Below are 17,951 nucleotides of genomic sequence, written 5' to 3' on the forward strand. Positions count from 1 at the left end.
CCACGATCTCTCTTCCGGGCGTCCGCGTCGTCGTACCCGGGAACGCGATCACCCGTACCGCGGATGGAGTACGCGGCCCGCTCGTACGCCCAGGGATGTACGCCGCCGAGGTCAGGACGGGTGGAACGTGACTTTTCCGGTGTCCAGGTCGAAGCGGGCACCGACCACGAGGGCCCGCGAGAAGGCCGCGTCCCGGGCCAGCCCGCGCCGCACCCGGTCGACCTGGGCCCGCACCGTGTTCTCCACCCAGTCGCCCGGCAGGCCGCGGGCCGACCGCGCGGCCGGCGTCAGCTCCTCGACCACCCGCGCCAGATGCCCAGAGACCGGCTTCCCGGTCCGTACGTGCTCCACGGCCGCCGCCGCGGCCCCGCAGCGCTCGTGGCCGAGGACGACGATCAGCCGGACGCCCAGCTCGTCCACGCCGAACTGGAGCGAGCCGAGCACCGCCTCGTCCAGGGCCTGGCCCGCGGAGCGCACGGTCAGCAGGTCACCGAGGCCCTGGTCGAAGACGAGCTCGGGCGGGACGCGCGAGTCGACGCAGCCCAGCACGGTGGCGAAGGGGTGCTGGGCCACCGCTATGCTCGCGCGCCACGCCGCGTCCTCGTGGGGGTGCCGCTGCCGGAGCGCGGTGTAACGGGCGTTGCCGGCCCGGAGCTCGGCGAGCCCGGCGGCCGGAGGAAGGGGACCGTCGGGACGGCGCGGGGCGGGTAGGGGGACGGGGGCCGGGCCGGCGGGCGCGGCGGCGGCCGGCGCGGCGGCGGCCGGGGCGGCGGCGGTCGTCAGCGCGGCGAGACCGAGGGCGAGCAGCCCGCGGCGGCCGCGGGAGGGGCGAGGTGTCATGGCGTCCATGGCCCGAGCGTCGTGGGGCCTCCCGGCACCCGGCGGTAGGTTTGGTCGAGTCATGACCGGTTGCTGACCGAGAGCGTCCGAGTCCATGAACCGCCCATGGACCGTTCATGAGCCGCTGCATACGCGAGCGGCCGGCGGCAGGCGGCAGATGACGCACAGGGGAAGGGGCACAGGGGTGGGTGACACGGGGGCGAAGGACACCGGAGCGGAGCACAACGGCGCGGGGGACGCCGGGGCGGAGGACGTCCGCCTGGACCTCGACGTCACGGCGTCCATCGGCGGCTTCTTCGCCCTGCGCACCACGCCTCCCGAGTGCGGCGGCGCCCACCGCCCCCTCGCCCTCCTCTACTCCGGCGCCGACGACACCCCGCTGGCCGCCCGCGTCGACCGGGTCGCCGCCCGGCTGGGCGCGCCCGAGCGGCGGGTCGGCGCGTCCGTCGCCCATCTCGGCCTGGCCGCCCGGCTCTGGTCGACGGCCCTCGGCCCCGCCGCCCTGCACGGCCGCTTCCCCGACCTGACCCCCGGCACCCTGCACTGGGACGGCGCCCTGACCTCGCCCGACGACCTGTGGTGGTCCGGCACCGGGACCCGGCCCGGCACCGTCGCCGAACTGCGCGCCGCCGTCCACGAGGCCCACCTCGTCCCGCTGCACGCGGCCTTCGCCCGCGACGGCCGGATCTCCCCGCGCCTGCTGTGGGGCAACGCGGGCTCCGCGCTCGCCGGCGCCCTGCGCGAACTCCTCCGCTGGGCCCGGGCCCACGACCGCCCCGAGGCCGCCGAACGGGCCGCCGCGCTCGTCCAGGGGCTCTTCGACCACCCCGACCTGGCCCGCACCGTCCGGGGCCCCGCCCTGCGCCGTACCAGCTGCTGCCTCTACTACCGCTGCCCCTCCGGAGGACTGTGCGGCGACTGTGTGTTCGACCACCCGCCCCGAACGGGTTTGGAGCGGCGGCCCCCCGCTCCGTAAAGTTGCGGATTCGGGAGTACCGACGTAATGCAGGCGCGAGCGATCGAGGAACGACGAAGGCCATGACGGTGACTGAAGAGACCCAGGATTACGGGCCGGGCATCGACCCCGAGCGCCTGGCCGTCTGCCTGAGCGTGCTCGACGAGCTCGACAAGCTGGAGGTCGACCACCCGGACGCGATCGCCGTCCGCCGCGCCACCGCCGGCATCTACCGGACGGTGAAGCAGCGCCGCCGCCAGGAGCGCCGGGCCGCCAAGACCGCCCACGACAAGGCGGTCACCGAGGCCACCGCGACCGGCTCCGCCCAGCGCATCGACGACGAGACCGAGGGCCTCCTGCCCTCCTCGGTCACGGAGGAAGGCCGGATCGCGGGAATACTCCAGCGCCCCCGCTCCTGCTACGTCTGCAAGACGCGCTACGTCGAGGTCGACTACTTCTACCACCAGCTCTGCCAGAAGTGCGCCGCCGAGAACCGGGCCCGGCGCGACGCCCGCGCCGACCTCACCGGCAAGCGCGCCCTGCTCACCGGCGGCCGGGCCAAGATCGGCATGTACATCGCGCTGCGGCTGCTCCGCGACGGCGCGCACACCACCATCACCACCCGCTTCCCCAAGGACGCCATCCGCCGCTTCAAGGCGATGGAGGACTCCGCGGACTGGATGCACCGCCTGGAGGTCGTCGGCATCGACCTGCGCGACCCCGCGCAGGCCGTGGCCCTCGCCGACCAGGTCGCCGAGGCCGGGCCGCTCGACATCCTGGTGAACAACGCGACCCAGACCGTGCGCCGGCTGCCCACCGCGTACGCCGCCCTGGTCGAGGGCGAGAACGCCCCGCTGCCCGCCGGCGAGCTGCCCGCCCACCACGTCATCGGCGCCTTCAACTCCGGCGCCGTCGGCGAGCTCGTCGGCCCGGCCGGGCTGCCGGCCGGCGTCAGCGGCCTGGACGCGCAGGCGGTCGCGGACCTCGCGCTGGTCGCGGGCAACGCCAGCGTCGCCCGGCACCTCGACGGCACGGCCATCGACGCGGGCGGCCTGGTGCCGGACGTCGTCGACACCAACACCTGGGTGCAGACCATCGAGCAGATCTCCCCGGTGGAGCTCCTCGAGACCCAGCTGTGCAACTACACGGCCCCGTTCATCCTGATCAGCAAGCTGCGCTCGGCGATGGCCGAGGCGGCGGCGAAGGCGGCCAGCCGCCGCGCGTACGTCGTCAACGTCTCCGCGATGGAGGGCGTCTTCAGCCGCGGCTACAAGGGCGCCGGCCACCCCAACACCAACGCCGCGAAGGCCGCGATCAACATGGTGACGCGGACCAGCGCCCAGGAGATGTTCGAGACCGACGGCATCCTCATGACCTCGGTCGACACCGGCTGGATCACCGACGAGCGCCCCCACTTCGACAAGCTGCGCCTCGCCGAGGAGGGCTTCCACGCCCCGCTCGACCTGGTCGACGGCGCCGCCCGGGTCTACGACCCGATCGTGCGCGGCGAGCAGGGCGAGGACCTGTACGGCGTCTTCCTCAAGGACTACGCCCCGGGCAACTGGTGATCGGACCGTCGTCAGCCGACCGTGCTCATCGGACGGTGCTCATCTGAGCGCCGTCCGATCGATCATCGGGCGTCTGAGCTCGGCAAACGGGCCAATGTCACCCGATCGCGTCACACTTTTGTGCCCCATAGAGCGCTGACGCGCTCATCTGGTTAGTCTGATGTCCACGGTCGGCCACCAGGGTTTCACCGAACCCTCACGGCCGGCCAGGGGACAGGCCTTCCACCAGGGCCGCGGTCCCGCCCACAGAACGGCGCCACCGCGACCGAACGGCCTCTCGTCCCTCTTGTACGCGACACAAAGGAGTGCGCGGTGACACCAGAACTGACCAAGCAGGACCAGCCTCCGGCCGAACCGACCGAGCGTCCGCGCCGGTCCGGAGAACTCGGCAGCCTCGAAGTGTGGGCCCGCTCGGCCCCCATCCGCCTCGCCGGCTACGAGGACGACCTCGCCGAGCCACACATCCTGCCCGGCATCGACTGAGTCGCGACTGCCGCCCCGCCCGTGCCCCCGACCGATCCCTCGGCCGGGGGCACGGGCGTGTCCGGCGGAGAGCTCTCGGCCGTCAGTCCCGCAGCCGCACCGGCGGCATGTACTCCCTCAGGAGCGTCCGGTGCCACCACGCCCGGGTCGTCCGCAGCTCGTGCCAGGTCGTGAACCGGTAGCGGTAGAGGCGCGCCCGGACGTGGGTGGGCGGCGCGTCGGGGAAGGGGTTGTGGCGCAGCAGGCGCAGGGTGTCGCGGTCGCCGGCGAGCAGGCGCTCGACGAACGGGCCGAACCAGTCGCGGGCGTAGGCGGGGGAGAGCGCCGCGAACCACATCAGCCAGTCCAGGCGCAGGTGGTACGGGGCGTACTGGCGCGGGAGCCGGCGGGGATCGCCCGGCTTGCCCTTGAAGCCGTACTCCTTCCACTCGGTGTCCGGGCCGGGGTCCGGATCGTCCGTGCCCTCGATGACGATCTCGTCCCGCACCCGGCCGACCGTGCCGAAGGCGCCGTAGGTGTTGACCAGGTGCAGCGGGTCGTACGAGCGGTTCATCGCCTGCCGCCGCGAGAGCAGGTTGCGCGCCGGGTGGTAGCTGCGGAAGAGGATCAGGGCCGCGGCGGCGCACACCACGACCACGTACCAGAGCGGCGGCTCGGGCTGCGGGTGGTCGCCGACCAGGAGCGAGCCGTCCACCGCCGAGAGCGCGAGCACGATGGTCAGCCAGTTCAGCCAGGCGAAGTTCCCGGAGAGCACCAGCCAGAGCTGGGTCACCACCATCAGCCCGGCCGCGGCCGTCGCCACCGGCTGCGGGGCGAAGAGCAGGACGGGCACCCCGAGCTGGACGACGTGGTTGGCCGCGCACTCGACCTTGTGCAGGGGCCCCGGCAGGTGGTGGAAGAACCAGCTCAGCGGGCCGGGCATCGGCTGGGTCTCGTGATGGTGGTGCAGGCAGGTCAGGTCGCGCCAGCAGCGGTCGCCGCGGATCTTGATGAGTCCGGCGCCGAACTCCACCCGGAACAGCAGCCAGCGCAGCAGGAACAGCACGATGACGGGCGGCCCCGTGTCGTCGTTGCCGAGCAGCACGGCCAGGAAGCCGGTCTCCAGGAGCAGGGACTCCCAGCCGAAGGAGTACCAGGTCTGCCCCACGTTGACGATCGACAGGTACATCGCCCAGATCAGCAGCCACAGAAGCATCGACACGGGCAGCGGCACCGCGTCGCCCGCGCCTGCCATCAGGGCCAGGGCGAGCGCCGCCCCGGTCCACGCCACCGTCGCGAAGAGCCGGTCCGAGTAGCGCCACTGGAACAGGCTCGGCGCGCGTCGCGCCGGGACGACGCGCACGAAGTCCGGCACCGGCAGCATGCCGCGCTCGCCGATGAGGGCCCGGAACTGCAGCCCGGCCGAGACGAAGGCGACCAGGTACAGTCCGGCGAGCCCCCGCTGGAAGACGATCCGGCTCAGCCAGTAGTCAGGGGCGGTGAACCACTCCACGGTGTCCGCGTCCGGCGCGGGGCGTCAGCGCTTCTCGTCGTCCGTCGCCGTGCGCTCACCCTCTGCCTGGGACGGGGTCGTGCGGGTCACCATCGGATGGATGTGCGCCTTCTGCTGCGCGTCCATGTCCTCGTCGAGACGCTCGCCCTCGGCCTGTGAGGGGCTGGTGTACTCGTCGTACTGGCTCATGGCCGCCTCCTTCGAGGAGCACGCGGGAGTACAGAAGGAGCGTAACTCTCATCGGCGTCCGTCTCTCATCGGCGCCTGACTGTGATCGGTGGCCGTCTGTGATCGGCGCCTGTCCGTGATCGGCACCCGTCCGTCATCGGCGCCGGTCTCATCGACGGCCGTCTGCCATCGGTGGCGTCTCGACGTCGTGGCCCGGCTCCGGCGGCTCGGCGGCCCGCTCCGCGCGGCTCGCGACCAGGGCGGCCAGGCGGCTCCCGAGGCGGCGGGCGTAGGCGAGCTGGAGGGCGCGTACGAGGGGGCCGCCGAGCCGGGTGTACCAGGCCGCGGCGCGGCTGAACGCGGTGACCGTGAACCAGACCGTGCCGTCCTCGTGCAGGTCCACGACGAAGGACTCCTCGCCGCGCTCCGGGTGTCCGGCGAGGGTGCCGTAGGCGAAGCCGGTGGCGCTGTCGGTGTACGCCGTCCATATCACCTGGCAGGGGGCGGTGAACCGGACCGGTCCGAGGCCCATCGAGACCTCCAGGGTGACGCCCGGCTCGGCGCGCACGGCCGTGCTGTCCACCCGGGCGCCGGTCGCGCGGTGCATGGCCCAGGTGGTGACGGCGGCCCCGGCGGCGGCGAAGTCGGCCCGGCCGTGGCCGACCCGGACGGTGTGGTGGAGGTGGTGGTATCCGGAGGGCAGCGGCCCGGTGCGGGTGGCGCCGACCTCGGGGTAGTTCGGGCCGGCGGCCGCACGGGGACCCGGCGTGCCGAGGGTGTCCGAGAGGCTGCGGACGAGACGGGTCATGACGCGAGCTCCGTTCGGTGGGCGGTGGGACGGGAAGCGGTGAGGGCTGGGGCGGGTGGGACGGATGTGCTCGTACGAGTCCGGGGCCGGCGCCCGCGCCTGGGCGTGGGCGTGGGCGTGAACCTGGCTGCGGTCGTGCGCGTGGCCCTGGGCGTGGTCCTGGGGCTGAACCTGGGCGTGGGCCCGGCTGTGGTCCTCGGCGTGGGCCTCGGCCGCAGCCGGCGCCAGGCGAGCAGCGAGCAGAGCGCGAAGCCGATCGCGTTGCCCAGACCGTGGGTGGCGGCCATCCAGGTCAGGCTCGGGTGCGGAAGCCCGGTGGCCTCGCCCAGCGCCCAGCTGAGCGCGAGCAGCATGGTGGCGACGAGGACGGCCGCCGAGACCGCGAAGAGCGCGCGGGTGACCCGGTCGGGCGCGCCCGGTCGCAGCTCGCGCCAGGTGGCGAGCGCGACGGCCCACATGCCGGCGGTGAGGACGAGGGCCCCGGCCAGCTCGGCCCAGTCGTCGACGAAGTAGCCGAGCAGGACGAGCAGGGTGCCGAGGGGGACGCTGACGGCGGCGAACCGGGTCGCGCGGCTCTCGGCCGTACGGCAGACGAGGCCCGCCACCAGGGCGGCGGCGAAGCCCGCGAAGTGGAAGTGGGGCACGGTCAGGGCGAGGATCCCGAGCTCGAAGCCGAACAGTTCGTGTCCGGCGCGTTCGGCGACCAGGGCGAGTCCCGCGACGGACGGTGTGGCGAGGGCGGTGAGCACCGCGATCTCGGCCGGGGCCAGGGACCGGGTGCGCGCGAGGCGGGCCGGGGCGTGCAGCGCGAGCGCCAGGGTGGCGAGGGCGTAGCAGCCGGCCAGGGCGGCGGCCAGGGGTGAGCGGGGGAGCCAGAGGGAGACGGCACCGGGGACGGCCAGCAGAGGCCAGGCCCGGCCCAGGAGGCGCAGGCCGGTCGGCCGGGGGCCGTCGACGAGCCGGAGCCCGGCCGGGACCACGACCAGCATCCCGAGCATCACGATCGCTCCGACGAGGACGGACATGACGGCACCCCCTGTTGAACATGTTCAATGCATTCGGGATGAGCGTAGAGGGTTCCTTGAACGTGTTCAAGGGAGGGGTCGGTGACGAGGTGACGACGGGCGGACCGTTCGGACGCGCCCCGATTGCGGCCCCCTCGCCCCTGCGGCAGACATGAAGCAACGACACGGGGCGAACAGGCGGGAGACCCAGGTGCGCGACGCAATCCGACGATGGCCCTCGCGGTCCGCTGCCGGCGCGGTCACCGCGCTGGCCTCGGCCCTGCTGCTCGCCGGCTGCTCCGCCGGCGATGGGGGCGAACCGGGCGCGCGGCAGACCGCGGCGGCGGCCGCCGCCGACCAGGTGCTGCTCCAGCCGGCCGACTCCCCGGGCCCCGCCCCCTTCACCCCGTCCACCGTCCTGGAGGGACCGCCCGCGCACCCGGGCGCCCCGCCCGCCGCCGGCGTCGGCGAGCCGGCACCCGCCGGCCGCGCGCTCACCGGCGCCACCCCCGGCCTCTACGGCGGCACCCGCTCCGTCGCCAGCTGCGACGTCGAGAAGCAGATCGCCCTCCTCACCGCCGACGGCGGCCGGGCCCGCGCCTTCGCCGAGGCCGCCGGCATCCCCGAGAACAACATCGCCGGCTGGCTGCGGGGGCTCACCCCGGTCCTGCTGCGCGCCGACACCCGGGTCACCAGCCACGGCTTCCGCGACGGCGGCCCCACCGCCTTCCAGTCCGTCCTCCAGGCCGGCACGGCCGTCCTCGTCGACCCGTACGGAACCCCGCGCGTCCGCTGCGGCTGCGGCAACCCGCTGCGCTCCCCGGCCGACGCCCAGGGGGCCGCGCACTCCGGGAAGCCCTGGCCCGGCTACCGCCCCGACCGGGTCCTCGCCATCACCCCGACCAGCACCGTCGTCACCCGCCTGGTGATCGCGAACAACGCCGACAACACCTGGATCGAGCGGAGGACCGGCAGCCGCGGAGACCAGGACCGCAGGCCAAACGTCCTGCCGCCGTGCGCCCCCGCCTCCTGCGACCTCGTCGCCGCACCGCCCGCGCCCCTGCCGGACGGCGCCGCCGAGCCGCCCACGGCGCCCACGGCACCCGGGGACCCCACCGGCCCCACCGACCCCACCGCACCGGTGCAGCCCGACGTGCCGGCGCCGGACGACGGCATGACCCACCCCGTCCCCGAGGCACCGGACGACGGCGGGACCGCGCCCGCCCCCGACGAGCCCGTCATGCCGGACGTGCCCGACGCGCCCGTGCCGCCCGACGGCCCCCAGGAGTACCCGCCGCACGAGCCGCCGCCCTCCTTCGAGGAGCTGTTCCCGGACGAGACCGCCCCGCAGCAGCCCGAGACCTTCGAGGGCTGACGGACCCGTGGACGCGTTGTTGCGAACCTGTTGCCGATCTTCGCCGTGCGCGGTGGCGGGGCTGCGCCTAGCGTGGCCCCCATGAACGCGGGCAGAGGGGGCGGGGAGGCGGCCGAGCGGTGCCGCTGCGCAGCGGGGGCGGACCAGCCGGCCTGCTGCTTCCTCCATGATTTCGGCCGGGAATTCGGCATGGGCAGCTTCGACTGGGACCTGGTCACCGGCCGGATGACCATGGACGAGGGCGCCCTGAACGTCTTCGACATGGCACCGGGCGAGTACGACGGGGACCCGGCGACCCTCGGCTCGCGGGTCCTGTCCGACGAGGGGCGGCGCCTCGACGCCCTGGTCGCCCAGGCGCTGAAGGACGGCAGCGAACGCTACGGCGCCTACTTCCGGATCCGCACCCGCGCCGGCGTCCAGCGCTGGACCCACACGCAGGGGCTCGTACGGCGTGACGAGGAGGGCCGCCCGTACCGCATCGTCGGAGTCGTACGCGACGCCTCCGAGGAACTCACCGAGTCCGCCGCCCGGCTCGGCCTCGACGAGGGCCGCCGGCAGCGCACCAGCGTCGTCGAGGGCATGACGGCCGCCCTCGCCCACGCCCGGACCGTGCAGGACATCATCGACCTGCTCAACGACTCCCAGGGCCTTGAGCACTTCGGCGCCGCCAGCCTCGTCATGGGCCTGTTGGAGGCCGGCCGGATCCACCTCGTGGCCGAGGGACCCGACGGCGCGTTCGTCCCGGGCACCCGCTTCACCCGCGTGGACGAGCCGTACCCGATGAGCGAGGTCATCCGCACCCTGCGGCCCCGCTTCATCGAGTCGCCCGAGGACTTCGCGAGCTCCTACCCGATCCTGTGGCCGCACATCAGCGGACTCGGTGTCACCTCCGCCGCCTACCTCCCGCTGATCGCCCAGGCCCGCCCCATCGGCGCCCTCGGCCTGCTCTACAGCGACCGCACCGGCTTCAGCGCCGACGAGCGCAACCTCCTCGTCGCCCTCGGCAGCTCCATCGCGCAGAGCCTCCAGCGCGCCATGCTGTACGAGCAGGAGCACGACCTCGCCGAGGGCCTCCAGCAGGCGATGCTGCCCCGCCGCATCCCCGACGTGCCCGGCACCCAGATAGCCGTCCGCTACCGCTCCGCCCGGCTCGGCCGCGACATCGGCGGAGACTGGTACGACATCATCCCGCTCCCCGGCGGCCGCGTCGGCGCCGTCATCGGCGACGTCCAGGGCCACGACACCCACGCCTCCGCCGTGATGGGCCAGCTGAGGATCGTCCTGCGCGCCTACGCCGCCGAGGGCCACACCCCCGCCACCGTCATGGCCCGCGCCTCCGTCTTCCTCCACGAGCTCGACACCGAGCGCTTCGCCACCTGCACCTACGCGGAGGCCGACCCCGCCACCGGACTCGTCCAGATCGTCCGCGCCGGCCACGTCGACCCGCTCGTCCAGGACCCCGACGGCACCGCGCACCGCGTCCCCGTCGAGGGCGGCCTCCCGCTCGGCCTCTCCGCCGAGTTCGGCCGGCTCGACTACCCGGTCACCACCGTCGAACTCGACCCCGGCCACACCCTCGTGCTGTACACCGACGGCCTGGTCGAGAAGCCGGGTGCCGACCTCGACGAGGGCCTCCAGTGGCTGTCCTCGCTGGTCAGGCGCGGCCCGCGGAACCTCGCCGAGCTCGCCGACCACCTCTGCGACGTCGTCGACGAACGCGGCGGCGAGGACGACGTGGCCGTCCTGCTGCTCCGCCGCGAGGGCGCCCACCCGCCCCCGTCCGGCGGCCGCCTCCAACAGCACGTGGGCCAGAACGACCCCGAGGCCCTCCGCTCCGCCCGGCACATGATCCGCGCCGCCGTCCGGGCCTGGGGCGCCGCCGCCCGCGCCGACGAGGTCGAGCTGGTCGCCGACGAACTGACCACCAACGCCCTCATGCACACCGACGGCGGCGCCATCCTCACCCTCCGCATGCTCGCCGGCCCCGACCGCCGCCTCCGCGTCGAGGTCGAAGACCGCTCCAGTGCCCTTCCCCGCCGCCGCGAAGCCGGCGACTCCGGCGTCTCGGGCCGCGGCCTGCTGCTCGTCGACCGCCTCGCGGACCTGTGGGGCGTGGAGCCCCGCGGCACCGGAAAGTGCGTGTGGTGCGAGTTCGTGACGGAGCCCCGGGGGACGTGACCGCGGGCCCGCCCCGCCCGGCTGCCGTCCCCCGCCCGGCCGCCGTCCCCCGCAGGCCGGCCCCCCTCCCGCCCTGTTGCCCCCCGCAGGCCGGCCCCCCTCCCGCCCTGTTGCCCCCCGCAGGCCGGCCCCCCCCCTTCCGCCCGGCCGCCGTCCTCCGACGCGCGCCCGCCCCTCCCGTGCGGCAGGCTGTTGGCATGCCCGAGTTGCCCGAGGTGGAAGCCCTTCGCGTGTTCCTCGACGAGCAGCTCGTGGGCAAGGAGATCGCCCACGTGCTGCCCGTCGCCATCAGCGTGCTCAAGACCTACGACCCGCCGCTGAGCGCGCTCGACGGGACGCGGGTGACCGGGGTCGCCCGGTACGGGAAGTTCCTCGGCGTCGAGGCGGGCGGACTGCACCTGCTCACGCATCTGGCGCGGGCCGGGTGGCTGCAGTGGAAGGACGTGCTGCCCTCCGGGGCGCCCCGGCCCGGGAAGGGGCCGCTCGCGCTGCGGGTCGCGCTCACCGGGGGCGACGGTTTCGACCTCACGGAGGCCGGCACCACCAAACGGCTCGCCGTCCACCTCGTCCGGGACCCCGCCGAGGTGCCCGGCGTGGCGCGCCTCGGACCCGACCCGCTCGGCGAGGACTTCGACCTCGCCGCCTTCACCGCCCTCCTCGCCGGCGAACGCCGCCAGATCAAGGGCGCCCTGCGCGACCAGAGCCTCATCGCCGGCATCGGCAACGCCTACAGCGACGAGATCCTCCACGCCGCGAAGATGTCCCCCTTCAAACCCACCCAGAACCTCACCGAGGAAGAGACCGCCGCCCTCTACACGGCGATGCGCACCACCCTCGCCGAGGCCGTCGAACGCTCCCACGGCCTCGCCGCCGGCCGGCTCAAGGCCGAGAAGAAGAGCGGACTGCGCGTCCACGGCCGCACCGGCGAGCCCTGCCCGGTCTGCGGCGACACCATCCGCGAGGTCTCCTTCAGCGACTCCTCCCTGCAGTACTGCCCCACCTGCCAGACCGGCGGCAAGCCGCTCGCCGACCGCCGCCTGTCGAAGCTCCTCAAGTAAGGCCGGACACGGCCGGCCCGAAGCGGCCTGAAATAGACTCCCGCGCATGCTGCGCGTACTGGCCGTCGACGACGAGGCGCCGGCCCTCGGGGAACTGCTCTACCTGCTGCGGGCCGACCCACGCGTGCGCAGCGCCGAGGGCGCGGCGGACGCCACCGAGGCGCTGCGCAGGATCGGCCGCGCCCTGGAGGCCGGCCCCGACGGGGACGAGGGCATCGACGTCGTCTTCCTCGACATCCACATGCCCGGCCTCGGCGGACTCGACCTCGCCCGGCTGCTCGGCGGCTTCGCCCGGCCGCCGCTGATCGTGTTCGTCACCGCCCACGAGGGCTTCGCCGTCCAGGCCTTCGACCTGGAGGCCGTCGACTACGTGCTCAAGCCCGTGCGCCGCGAACGCCTCGCCGAGGCCGTGCGCCGCGCCCACGAACTGGTCCACGCGCAGACCGCGCACCAGACGCCCGCACCCGAGCAGATCCCGGTGGAACTCGGCGGCGTCACCCGCTTCGTGTCCGTCGACGACATCGCGTACGTGGAGGCACACGGCGACTACGCGCGCCTGCACACCGACCACGGCAGCCATCTCGTGCGCATCCCGCTGTCCACCCTCGAAGAGCGCTGGGCCGCCCGCGGCTTCGTCCGCATCCACCGCCGCCACCTCGTCGCCCTGAGCCGCGTCGACGAGCTCCGCCTCGACGGCGGCGCGACCTCCGTCCGGGTCGGCGACGCCGAACTCGCCGTCTCCCGCCGCCACGCCCGCCACCTGCGCGACCTGCTGATGCGCAGGGCCCGCGGCTGACCGGCGGCCCCTACCGGGCCCGTACCCCTTCCACGTACACTCCTCGGACCCACCGGACCGTGAGAGAGCGGACGCCCATGTCCGAGGACCCCCAGCGCCGGCCCCGGCGCGAGACCGTCACGTACGCGACGGCGCTCGGCGGCGGCCCCGTGCCCCGGCCGCGTCCCCCTCACGCGCCCGCCCGCTTCGAGATCAGCGAGCAGACCACCCTCGGCCACACCTACGTCCGCTCCCTGATGCGCAGCCAGCTCCGCGCCGCCCTCACCGGACTGTGCGCGCTCGCCCTGCTCGTCGGCTCCCTGCCGCTGCTGCTCGCCCTGCCCGCCCCCGAGGCCGTGGTCTGGGGCGTGCTCGGCGTCGGCGTCCACCCGGTCGTCTGGGCCGTCGCCCGCTGGTACGTGCGCCGCGCCGAACGCAACGAACGCGACTTCACCGTCCTCGTCGAACGGTGACCCGCGCCCGATGAGCCAGGTCCCGTGAACCAAGCCCACGCGGTCGTCGCCGTCACCGCCGTCGTCCTCGCCACCGTCCTCATCGGCGGTCTCGGCCTGCGGATCTCCCGCACCACCTCCGACTTCTACGTGGCCTCCCGCACCGTCGGTCCCCGGCTCAACGCGGCCGCCATCAGCGGCGAGTACCTCTCCGCCGCCTCCTTCCTCGGCATCGCCGGGCTCGTCCTCGTCCAGGGCCCCGACATGCTCTGGTACCCGGTCGGCTACACCGCCGGCTACCTCGTCCTGCTGCTCCTCGTCGCCGCCCCGCTGCGCCGCTCCGGCGCGTACACGCTGTCCGACTTCGCCGAGGCGCGCCTCGAATCGCCGAGGGCCCGCCGCCTCGCGAGCCTCTTCGTCGTCGGCATCGGCTGGCTCTACCTGCTGCCCCAGCTCCAGGGCGCCGGGCTCACCCTGGAGATCCTCACCGGGGCCCCCGACTGGCTCGGCGGGCTCGTCGTCGCCCTCGTCGTCACCGGCATCGTCGCCGCCGGCGGCATGCGCAGCATCACCTTCGTCCAGGCCTTCCAGTACTGGCTCAAGCTCACCGCCCTGCTCGTCCCGGCCCTCTTCCTGCTCACCGCCTGGTACGGGGACGGCGCCCCGCGCGCCCGCTTCGACGCCCCCGCCGTCTTCCGCGAGCACACCGCCGTCCGGGTCGCCGACACGGTACGGATCGAGGTCGACGCACCCCTGACGCTCACCGTCACCGGCCGCGTCGACGGCCGCCCGTACGACGGGGACACGGTCACGCTGCGCCCCGGCACCCACCGCGTCGACGGCGGCACGGCGCTCGCCTTCCCCGCCGGCGCGCCCGTCCCCGGGCGGGCGACCAGCGGTGCCGACCCCCTCGGCTGGTCCCAGCCGCTGGCCGGCGGCCGCGACGGCCACCAGCTGTACGCCACGTACGGGCTGATCCTCGCCACCTTCCTCGGCACCATGGGCCTGCCGCACGTCGCCGTCCGCTTCTACACCAGCCCGCACGGCCGGGCCGCCCGCCGCACCACCCTCGTCGTCCTCGGCCTGGTCGGCGGGTTCTATCTGCTGCCGCCGCTGTACGGGGCGCTCGGCCGGATCTACGCCCCCGAACTCGCCCTCACCGGCGCCGCCGACGCCGCCGTGCTGGTCCTGCCGGAACGGATGCTCGGCGGCGTCCTCGGCGACCTGCTCGGCGCGCTCCTCGCGGGCGGCGCCTTCGCGGCGTTCCTGTCGACCGCCTCGGGCCTGACCATGTCCGTCGCCGGCGTCCTCGCCCAGGACGTGCTGCCCTCCCGCGGCCCCCGCCACTTCCGGCTCGACTTCCGGCTCGCGAGCCTGCTCGCCACCGCCGTGCCGCTGAGCGCCGGGATCCTCGCCTCCAAGGTGCCGGTCGCCGACGCCGTCGGTCTCGCCTTCGCCGTGTCCGCCTCGTCGTTCTGCCCGCTGCTCGTCCTCGGCATCTGGTGGCGGCGGCTCACCCCGCCCGGCGCCGTCGCCGGACTGCTGCTCGGCGGCGGCTCGGCGCTCGCCGCCGTCATGGCCACCCGGGCCGGGCTGCCGCCGCAGGGCTGGCCGCACACCCTGATGGCGTGGCCGGCCGTCTGGTCGGTGCCGCTCGGCTTCCTCAGCATGATCCTCGTGTCCCTCGCCACCCCGGGCAGCGTCCCGGCCGGAACGCCGGCGATCCTGGCCCGGCTGCACCTGCCGGAGGAGCTCAGCGGCAAGGCGCTCGGCGGGGGAGGCGAGCGGTGACCGGCATCGAACTGGCCGCGGCGGCCGCCGCCGCGGTGGTGCTGCTCGCCGCCGGGTTCGTCCTCGGCCGGCTCGCCGCCCGCCGGGGACGCCGCTTCGCCGACCTGGACCTCGGCACCCCCGTCGAACGGGCCACCTTCCACACCCTGCACACCGCCTCGCTCGCCGCGCCCCCGCTGCGCGCCGGGCTCACCGAGGACACCGCCCGCAAGGCGGCCGGCCGGCTGCGCTCCCTGCTCGGCACCGAGGCGCTGTGCCTCACCGACCGCGGCGCGGTCCTCGCCTGGGACGGCCCCGGCGAGGCACACCACCGCGAGCGGGTCATGGACCTGGTCGCCGGGACCCTCGCCTCCGGGCGCGGCCGTTCCGCCCACACCGGGTGCGCCGAGGACCGCGCCGACGCCGAGTGCCCGCTGCGCTGGGCGGTGGTCGCGCCGCTCACCGGCGAGGACGGGGTGCTCGGCGCGCTCGTCGCCTACGGCTCGCGGGAGTCGGCGGTCCTGGTGCGGGCGGCGACGGAGGTGGCCCGCTGGGTCTCCGTCCAGCTCGAACTGGCCGAGCTGGACCGCTCCCGCACCCGGATCGTGGAGGCCGAGATCCGCGCCCTGCGCGCCCAGATCTCCCCGCACTTCATCTTCAACTCGCTCGCCGCGATCGCCTCGTTCGTCCGCACCGACCCCGAGCGGGCCCGTGAACTTCTCCTGGAGTTCGCCGACTTCACCCGCTACTCCTTCCGCCGGCACGGTGACTTCGCCCAGCTCGCCGACGAACTGCGCGCCATCGAGCAGTATCTGGCGCTCGCCGGTGCCCGGTTCGGGGACCGGCTCAAGGTGACCTTGCGGATCGCGCCCGAAGTGCTGCCGGTGGCGCTGCCGTTCCTGTGTCTGCAGCCGCTGGTGGAGAACGCGGTCAAGCACGGTCTGGAGGACTCCGCCGAGGGCTGCCGGGTGGTGATCTCGGCCCGGGACGCGGGCGCCGAGGCCGTCGTCACCGTCGAGGACGACGGCGTGGGCATGGACCCCGAGGTGCTCCGCCAGATCCTGCGCGGCGAGCGGCCCTCCGCCTCGGGCCTCGGGCTCTCCAACGTGGACGAACGGCTGCGCCAGGTGTACGGGCCGGAGCACGGCCTGGTCATCGAGACCGGGATCGGCGCGGGCATGAAGGTGACGGTACGGATTCCCAAGTACCGGCCGGGCGTGCATCCCACGGCGTGACCGGCGCCGCCCGCGTGCGGCCCGTCAGCACAGGTGCAGCGCGAGATGGCCGAGGGCCACCCCCACCTGCCAGGCGGGCAGCCACACCTGCCGGTCCTCGTCGACGCCGCCGAGCCCCGTGAGCCCGGCCAGGTCCGCGGCCCGCAGCTCGGTCGCCCGCAGCCGCCGCCAGGTGCCCCGGGCGAGCGCGAGATCCGGCCCGCCGGCCGCCGCCTCGTCGAGGCGGGCGGTGACCCAGGCGGACCAGGGATGGTCGTGGGCGGTCCGGCGCAGCCAGCCGTCCCTCCCGGCGCCGGACAGCAGGATGGTGAGCGCCAGGGTCTGCACCCCGGCCCGGAACTCCAGCGAACCGGGCCCGGCGAGCCCGCTGGTCCGCATCACGTCGTCGGCGACGTACTCGGCGCACAGCCAGTCCATGGGGACGGCGAGACCGCCTCCGCCGGCGCCGTTCGTGCTTTCGGGCAGCACCGTTTCCACCTTCTCCCGGACGTCCTGGTCGAGGCCCCGGTGACGAGCCTCCTCCGAGAAGGGCGCGCGCGGGGCGCATTCGCTCAACTCGCCCGGACGGATTCGGACACGGGCTGTTCCGCATCGATGCAGGTGGGAGCCGTGTGACGAAGGTGAAGCCGAGGGGCGCGCGGGGCCGACCCGGCCGGCCGGTGCGCGAGGCCGGTCCGGCCTGGGCGTGCGTGAGGCCGGTCCGGCCCGGACCACGCGGCCCCGTTCAGCCGAGCAGCGCGTACACCGCCGTGGCGTGGGCGGCCGTCTCCTCGGTGCCCTCGGCGGTCATCGTGATGTCCGCGAAGGCCATCCGCTTGCCCGCCTTGGTCAGCCGCGCCCGCACCAGGACGTCCGCGCCGACCACCGCGCGCTGGAAGCTGATCGACTGCTGGACCGTGGTCATCGGGACGAAGCCGCCGCGGGCCGCGGCCACCGCGATCACCGTCGCCGTGTCGGCGGCGGCCATCAGCGCCTGACCGGAGAGCCCGCCGCCCTCCCGGGCGAGCCGGTCCGACCAGGGGAGCCGGAGGACGGCCTCCTGGCCGTCGACGGAGTCCACGGAGAGCCCCAGGTCGAGCACCCAGGGGGCGAAGTTGTCGGAGAGGATCTTTTCGGCGGCGGCGAGAGTGAGCGTCACGACGTCATTGTGGGGCGGCGGCGGTGGACCGGGCAACGGCCCCGCGCCGCGACGGCCGGTAGCCGGGGAGCCGGTGGCCGAGCTGGCGCAGCGCGTAGTGCGAGCGGGACTTGACGGTGCCGGCCGGGATGCCGAGGTCGGCGGCGGCCTCGTTGACGGTCTGCCCGTGGAAGTAGAGCCGGACGAGGACCGCGCGGTGCTCCGGGCTCAGGCCCCGCACCGCCGCCCGGACGTCGAGCGCGGCGTCGCAGGACTCGGTGGGGTCGGCCGGGGCGGGGGTGAGCGCGAGCATCCCGTCGCCGATCTCGGTGGGCCGGGACAGCCGGGCGCGGCGCGCGTCGATGGCGAGCCGCCGGGCGACGGTGAACAGCCAGGGCCGCATCGACTCGTACGGGGAGTCGAAGGCCTCGGGGTGCAGCCATGCCCTGACGAGGGTCTCCTGCGCCAGGTCCTCGGCGCGCTGCCGGTCGCCGTGGGTGAGTCCGAGGAGGAAGGCGAACAGGGCCCCGCCGTGTTCGCGCTGGAGTTCCTTCAGGGCCCGCTCGTCGGTGGTCGCCGTTGCCGTCGTCATGCGCCGTATACGAACGCATCCGTACGGCGGGGGACAGGGCGCGGACGGATGTCTGCGACGAACGGTCGCACCGAGCGGTGA

The 17,951-nt window shown here is 74.6% G+C and carries 17 protein-coding genes and 1 pseudogene; 10 read left to right on the forward strand and 8 right to left on the reverse strand.

The window, feature by feature from the left end; translation table 11 throughout:
- Positions 1–111: 111 nt before the first annotated feature.
- The gene (locus ABTZ91_RS24210; RefSeq protein ID WP_352079316.1) at positions 112–849 is read right to left on the reverse strand and encodes a carbonic anhydrase; all 738 of its coding nucleotides are present in this window, start codon (positions 847–849) and stop codon (positions 112–114) included.
- A gap of 250 nt (positions 850–1,099) precedes the next feature.
- Between ABTZ91_RS24210 and ABTZ91_RS24215 the strand changes: the two genes are divergently transcribed.
- The 3 genes from ABTZ91_RS24215 to ABTZ91_RS24225 all read left to right on the forward strand — a co-directional run bounded on the left by ABTZ91_RS24215 (position 1,100) and on the right by ABTZ91_RS24225 (position 3,846).
- The gene (locus tag ABTZ91_RS24215; protein ID WP_352079384.1) at positions 1,100–1,816 is read left to right on the forward strand and encodes an IucA/IucC family C-terminal-domain containing protein; all 717 of its coding nucleotides are present in this window, start codon (positions 1,100–1,102) and stop codon (positions 1,814–1,816) included.
- A 62-nt stretch (positions 1,817–1,878) separates the two neighbouring features.
- Positions 1,879–3,363, forward strand: coding sequence for an SDR family NAD(P)-dependent oxidoreductase (locus ABTZ91_RS24220; protein WP_352079317.1), 1,485 nt, complete (start codon positions 1,879–1,881; stop codon positions 3,361–3,363).
- Positions 3,364–3,675: 312 nt separating this feature from the next.
- The gene (locus ABTZ91_RS24225; RefSeq protein WP_352079318.1) at positions 3,676–3,846 is read left to right on the forward strand and encodes a hypothetical protein; all 171 of its coding nucleotides are present in this window, start codon (positions 3,676–3,678) and stop codon (positions 3,844–3,846) included.
- A gap of 82 nt (positions 3,847–3,928) precedes the next feature.
- Here the strand turns inward: ABTZ91_RS24225 and ABTZ91_RS24230 are convergent, their stop codons facing one another.
- From ABTZ91_RS24230 to ABTZ91_RS24245, 4 genes and pseudogenes are all read right to left on the reverse strand, one after another.
- The gene (locus ABTZ91_RS24230; protein ID WP_352079319.1) at positions 3,929–5,338 is read right to left on the reverse strand and encodes a lipase maturation factor family protein; all 1,410 of its coding nucleotides are present in this window, start codon (positions 5,336–5,338) and stop codon (positions 3,929–3,931) included.
- 24 nt (positions 5,339–5,362) lie between these two features.
- Positions 5,363–5,527 (reverse strand): hypothetical protein, encoded by a 165-nt coding sequence (locus ABTZ91_RS24235; protein WP_352079320.1) that lies wholly within the window; start codon positions 5,525–5,527, stop codon positions 5,363–5,365.
- 148 nt (positions 5,528–5,675) lie between these two features.
- Positions 5,676–6,314, reverse strand: a complete 639-nt coding sequence (locus tag ABTZ91_RS24240) for a DUF1990 domain-containing protein (RefSeq protein ID WP_352079321.1) — start codon at positions 6,312–6,314, stop codon at positions 5,676–5,678.
- Between the two features lie 197 nt (positions 6,315–6,511).
- Positions 6,512–7,339: pseudogene (locus ABTZ91_RS24245) on the reverse strand (YndJ family protein); the annotation flags it as partial.
- Between the two features lie 190 nt (positions 7,340–7,529).
- Between ABTZ91_RS24245 and ABTZ91_RS24250 the strand changes: the two are divergent.
- The 7 genes from ABTZ91_RS24250 to ABTZ91_RS24280 all read left to right on the forward strand — a co-directional run bounded on the left by ABTZ91_RS24250 (position 7,530) and on the right by ABTZ91_RS24280 (position 16,161).
- Positions 7,530–8,693 (forward strand): DUF6777 domain-containing protein, encoded by a 1,164-nt coding sequence (locus tag ABTZ91_RS24250; RefSeq protein WP_352079322.1) that lies wholly within the window; start codon positions 7,530–7,532, stop codon positions 8,691–8,693.
- A 189-nt stretch (positions 8,694–8,882) separates the two neighbouring features.
- Complete coding sequence (locus ABTZ91_RS24255) at positions 8,883–10,871, forward strand: SpoIIE family protein phosphatase (RefSeq protein WP_352079385.1); 1,989 nt, start codon at positions 8,883–8,885, stop codon at positions 10,869–10,871.
- A gap of 197 nt (positions 10,872–11,068) precedes the next feature.
- Entirely contained in the window at positions 11,069–11,929 is an 861-nt protein-coding gene (locus tag ABTZ91_RS24260) for a DNA-formamidopyrimidine glycosylase family protein (protein WP_352079323.1), read from the forward strand.
- A 46-nt stretch (positions 11,930–11,975) separates the two neighbouring features.
- Positions 11,976–12,725 carry a LytTR family DNA-binding domain-containing protein gene (locus tag ABTZ91_RS24265; RefSeq protein WP_352079324.1) on the forward strand — a complete coding sequence of 250 codons (750 nt, stop codon included), beginning with the start codon at positions 11,976–11,978 and terminating at the stop codon, positions 12,723–12,725.
- Between the two features lie 77 nt (positions 12,726–12,802).
- Positions 12,803–13,177: a hypothetical protein gene (locus ABTZ91_RS24270; protein ID WP_352079325.1), complete on the forward strand. Its 375-nt coding sequence runs from the start codon at positions 12,803–12,805 to the stop codon at positions 13,175–13,177.
- Positions 13,178–13,201: 24 nt separating this feature from the next.
- Positions 13,202–14,947 carry a cation acetate symporter gene (locus ABTZ91_RS24275; RefSeq protein ID WP_352079326.1) on the forward strand — a complete coding sequence of 582 codons (1,746 nt, stop codon included), beginning with the start codon at positions 13,202–13,204 and terminating at the stop codon, positions 14,945–14,947.
- Positions 14,944–16,161: a histidine kinase gene (locus ABTZ91_RS24280; RefSeq protein WP_352079327.1), complete on the forward strand. Its 1,218-nt coding sequence runs from the start codon at positions 14,944–14,946 to the stop codon at positions 16,159–16,161. Before ABTZ91_RS24275 ends, ABTZ91_RS24280 begins: the two co-directional genes overlap by 4 nt.
- A 24-nt stretch (positions 16,162–16,185) precedes the next feature.
- Here the strand turns inward: ABTZ91_RS24280 and ABTZ91_RS24285 are convergent, their stop codons facing one another.
- The 3 genes from ABTZ91_RS24285 to ABTZ91_RS24295 all read right to left on the reverse strand — a co-directional run bounded on the left by ABTZ91_RS24285 (position 16,186) and on the right by ABTZ91_RS24295 (position 17,870).
- The gene (locus ABTZ91_RS24285; protein ID WP_407078017.1) at positions 16,186–16,629 is read right to left on the reverse strand and encodes a hypothetical protein; all 444 of its coding nucleotides are present in this window, start codon (positions 16,627–16,629) and stop codon (positions 16,186–16,188) included.
- A 256-nt stretch (positions 16,630–16,885) separates the two neighbouring features.
- The gene (locus ABTZ91_RS24290) at positions 16,886–17,299 is read right to left on the reverse strand and encodes a PaaI family thioesterase (RefSeq protein ID WP_352079328.1); all 414 of its coding nucleotides are present in this window, start codon (positions 17,297–17,299) and stop codon (positions 16,886–16,888) included.
- 4 nt (positions 17,300–17,303) lie between these two features.
- Positions 17,304–17,870, reverse strand: coding sequence for a sigma-70 family RNA polymerase sigma factor (locus ABTZ91_RS24295; protein ID WP_352079329.1), 567 nt, complete (start codon positions 17,868–17,870; stop codon positions 17,304–17,306).
- Positions 17,871–17,951 lie beyond the last annotated feature (81 nt).

The sequence above is a fragment of the Streptomyces sp. NPDC126499 genome (genome assembly GCF_040302485.1).
Classification (GTDB): Bacteria; Actinomycetota; Actinomycetes; order Streptomycetales; family Streptomycetaceae; genus Streptomyces.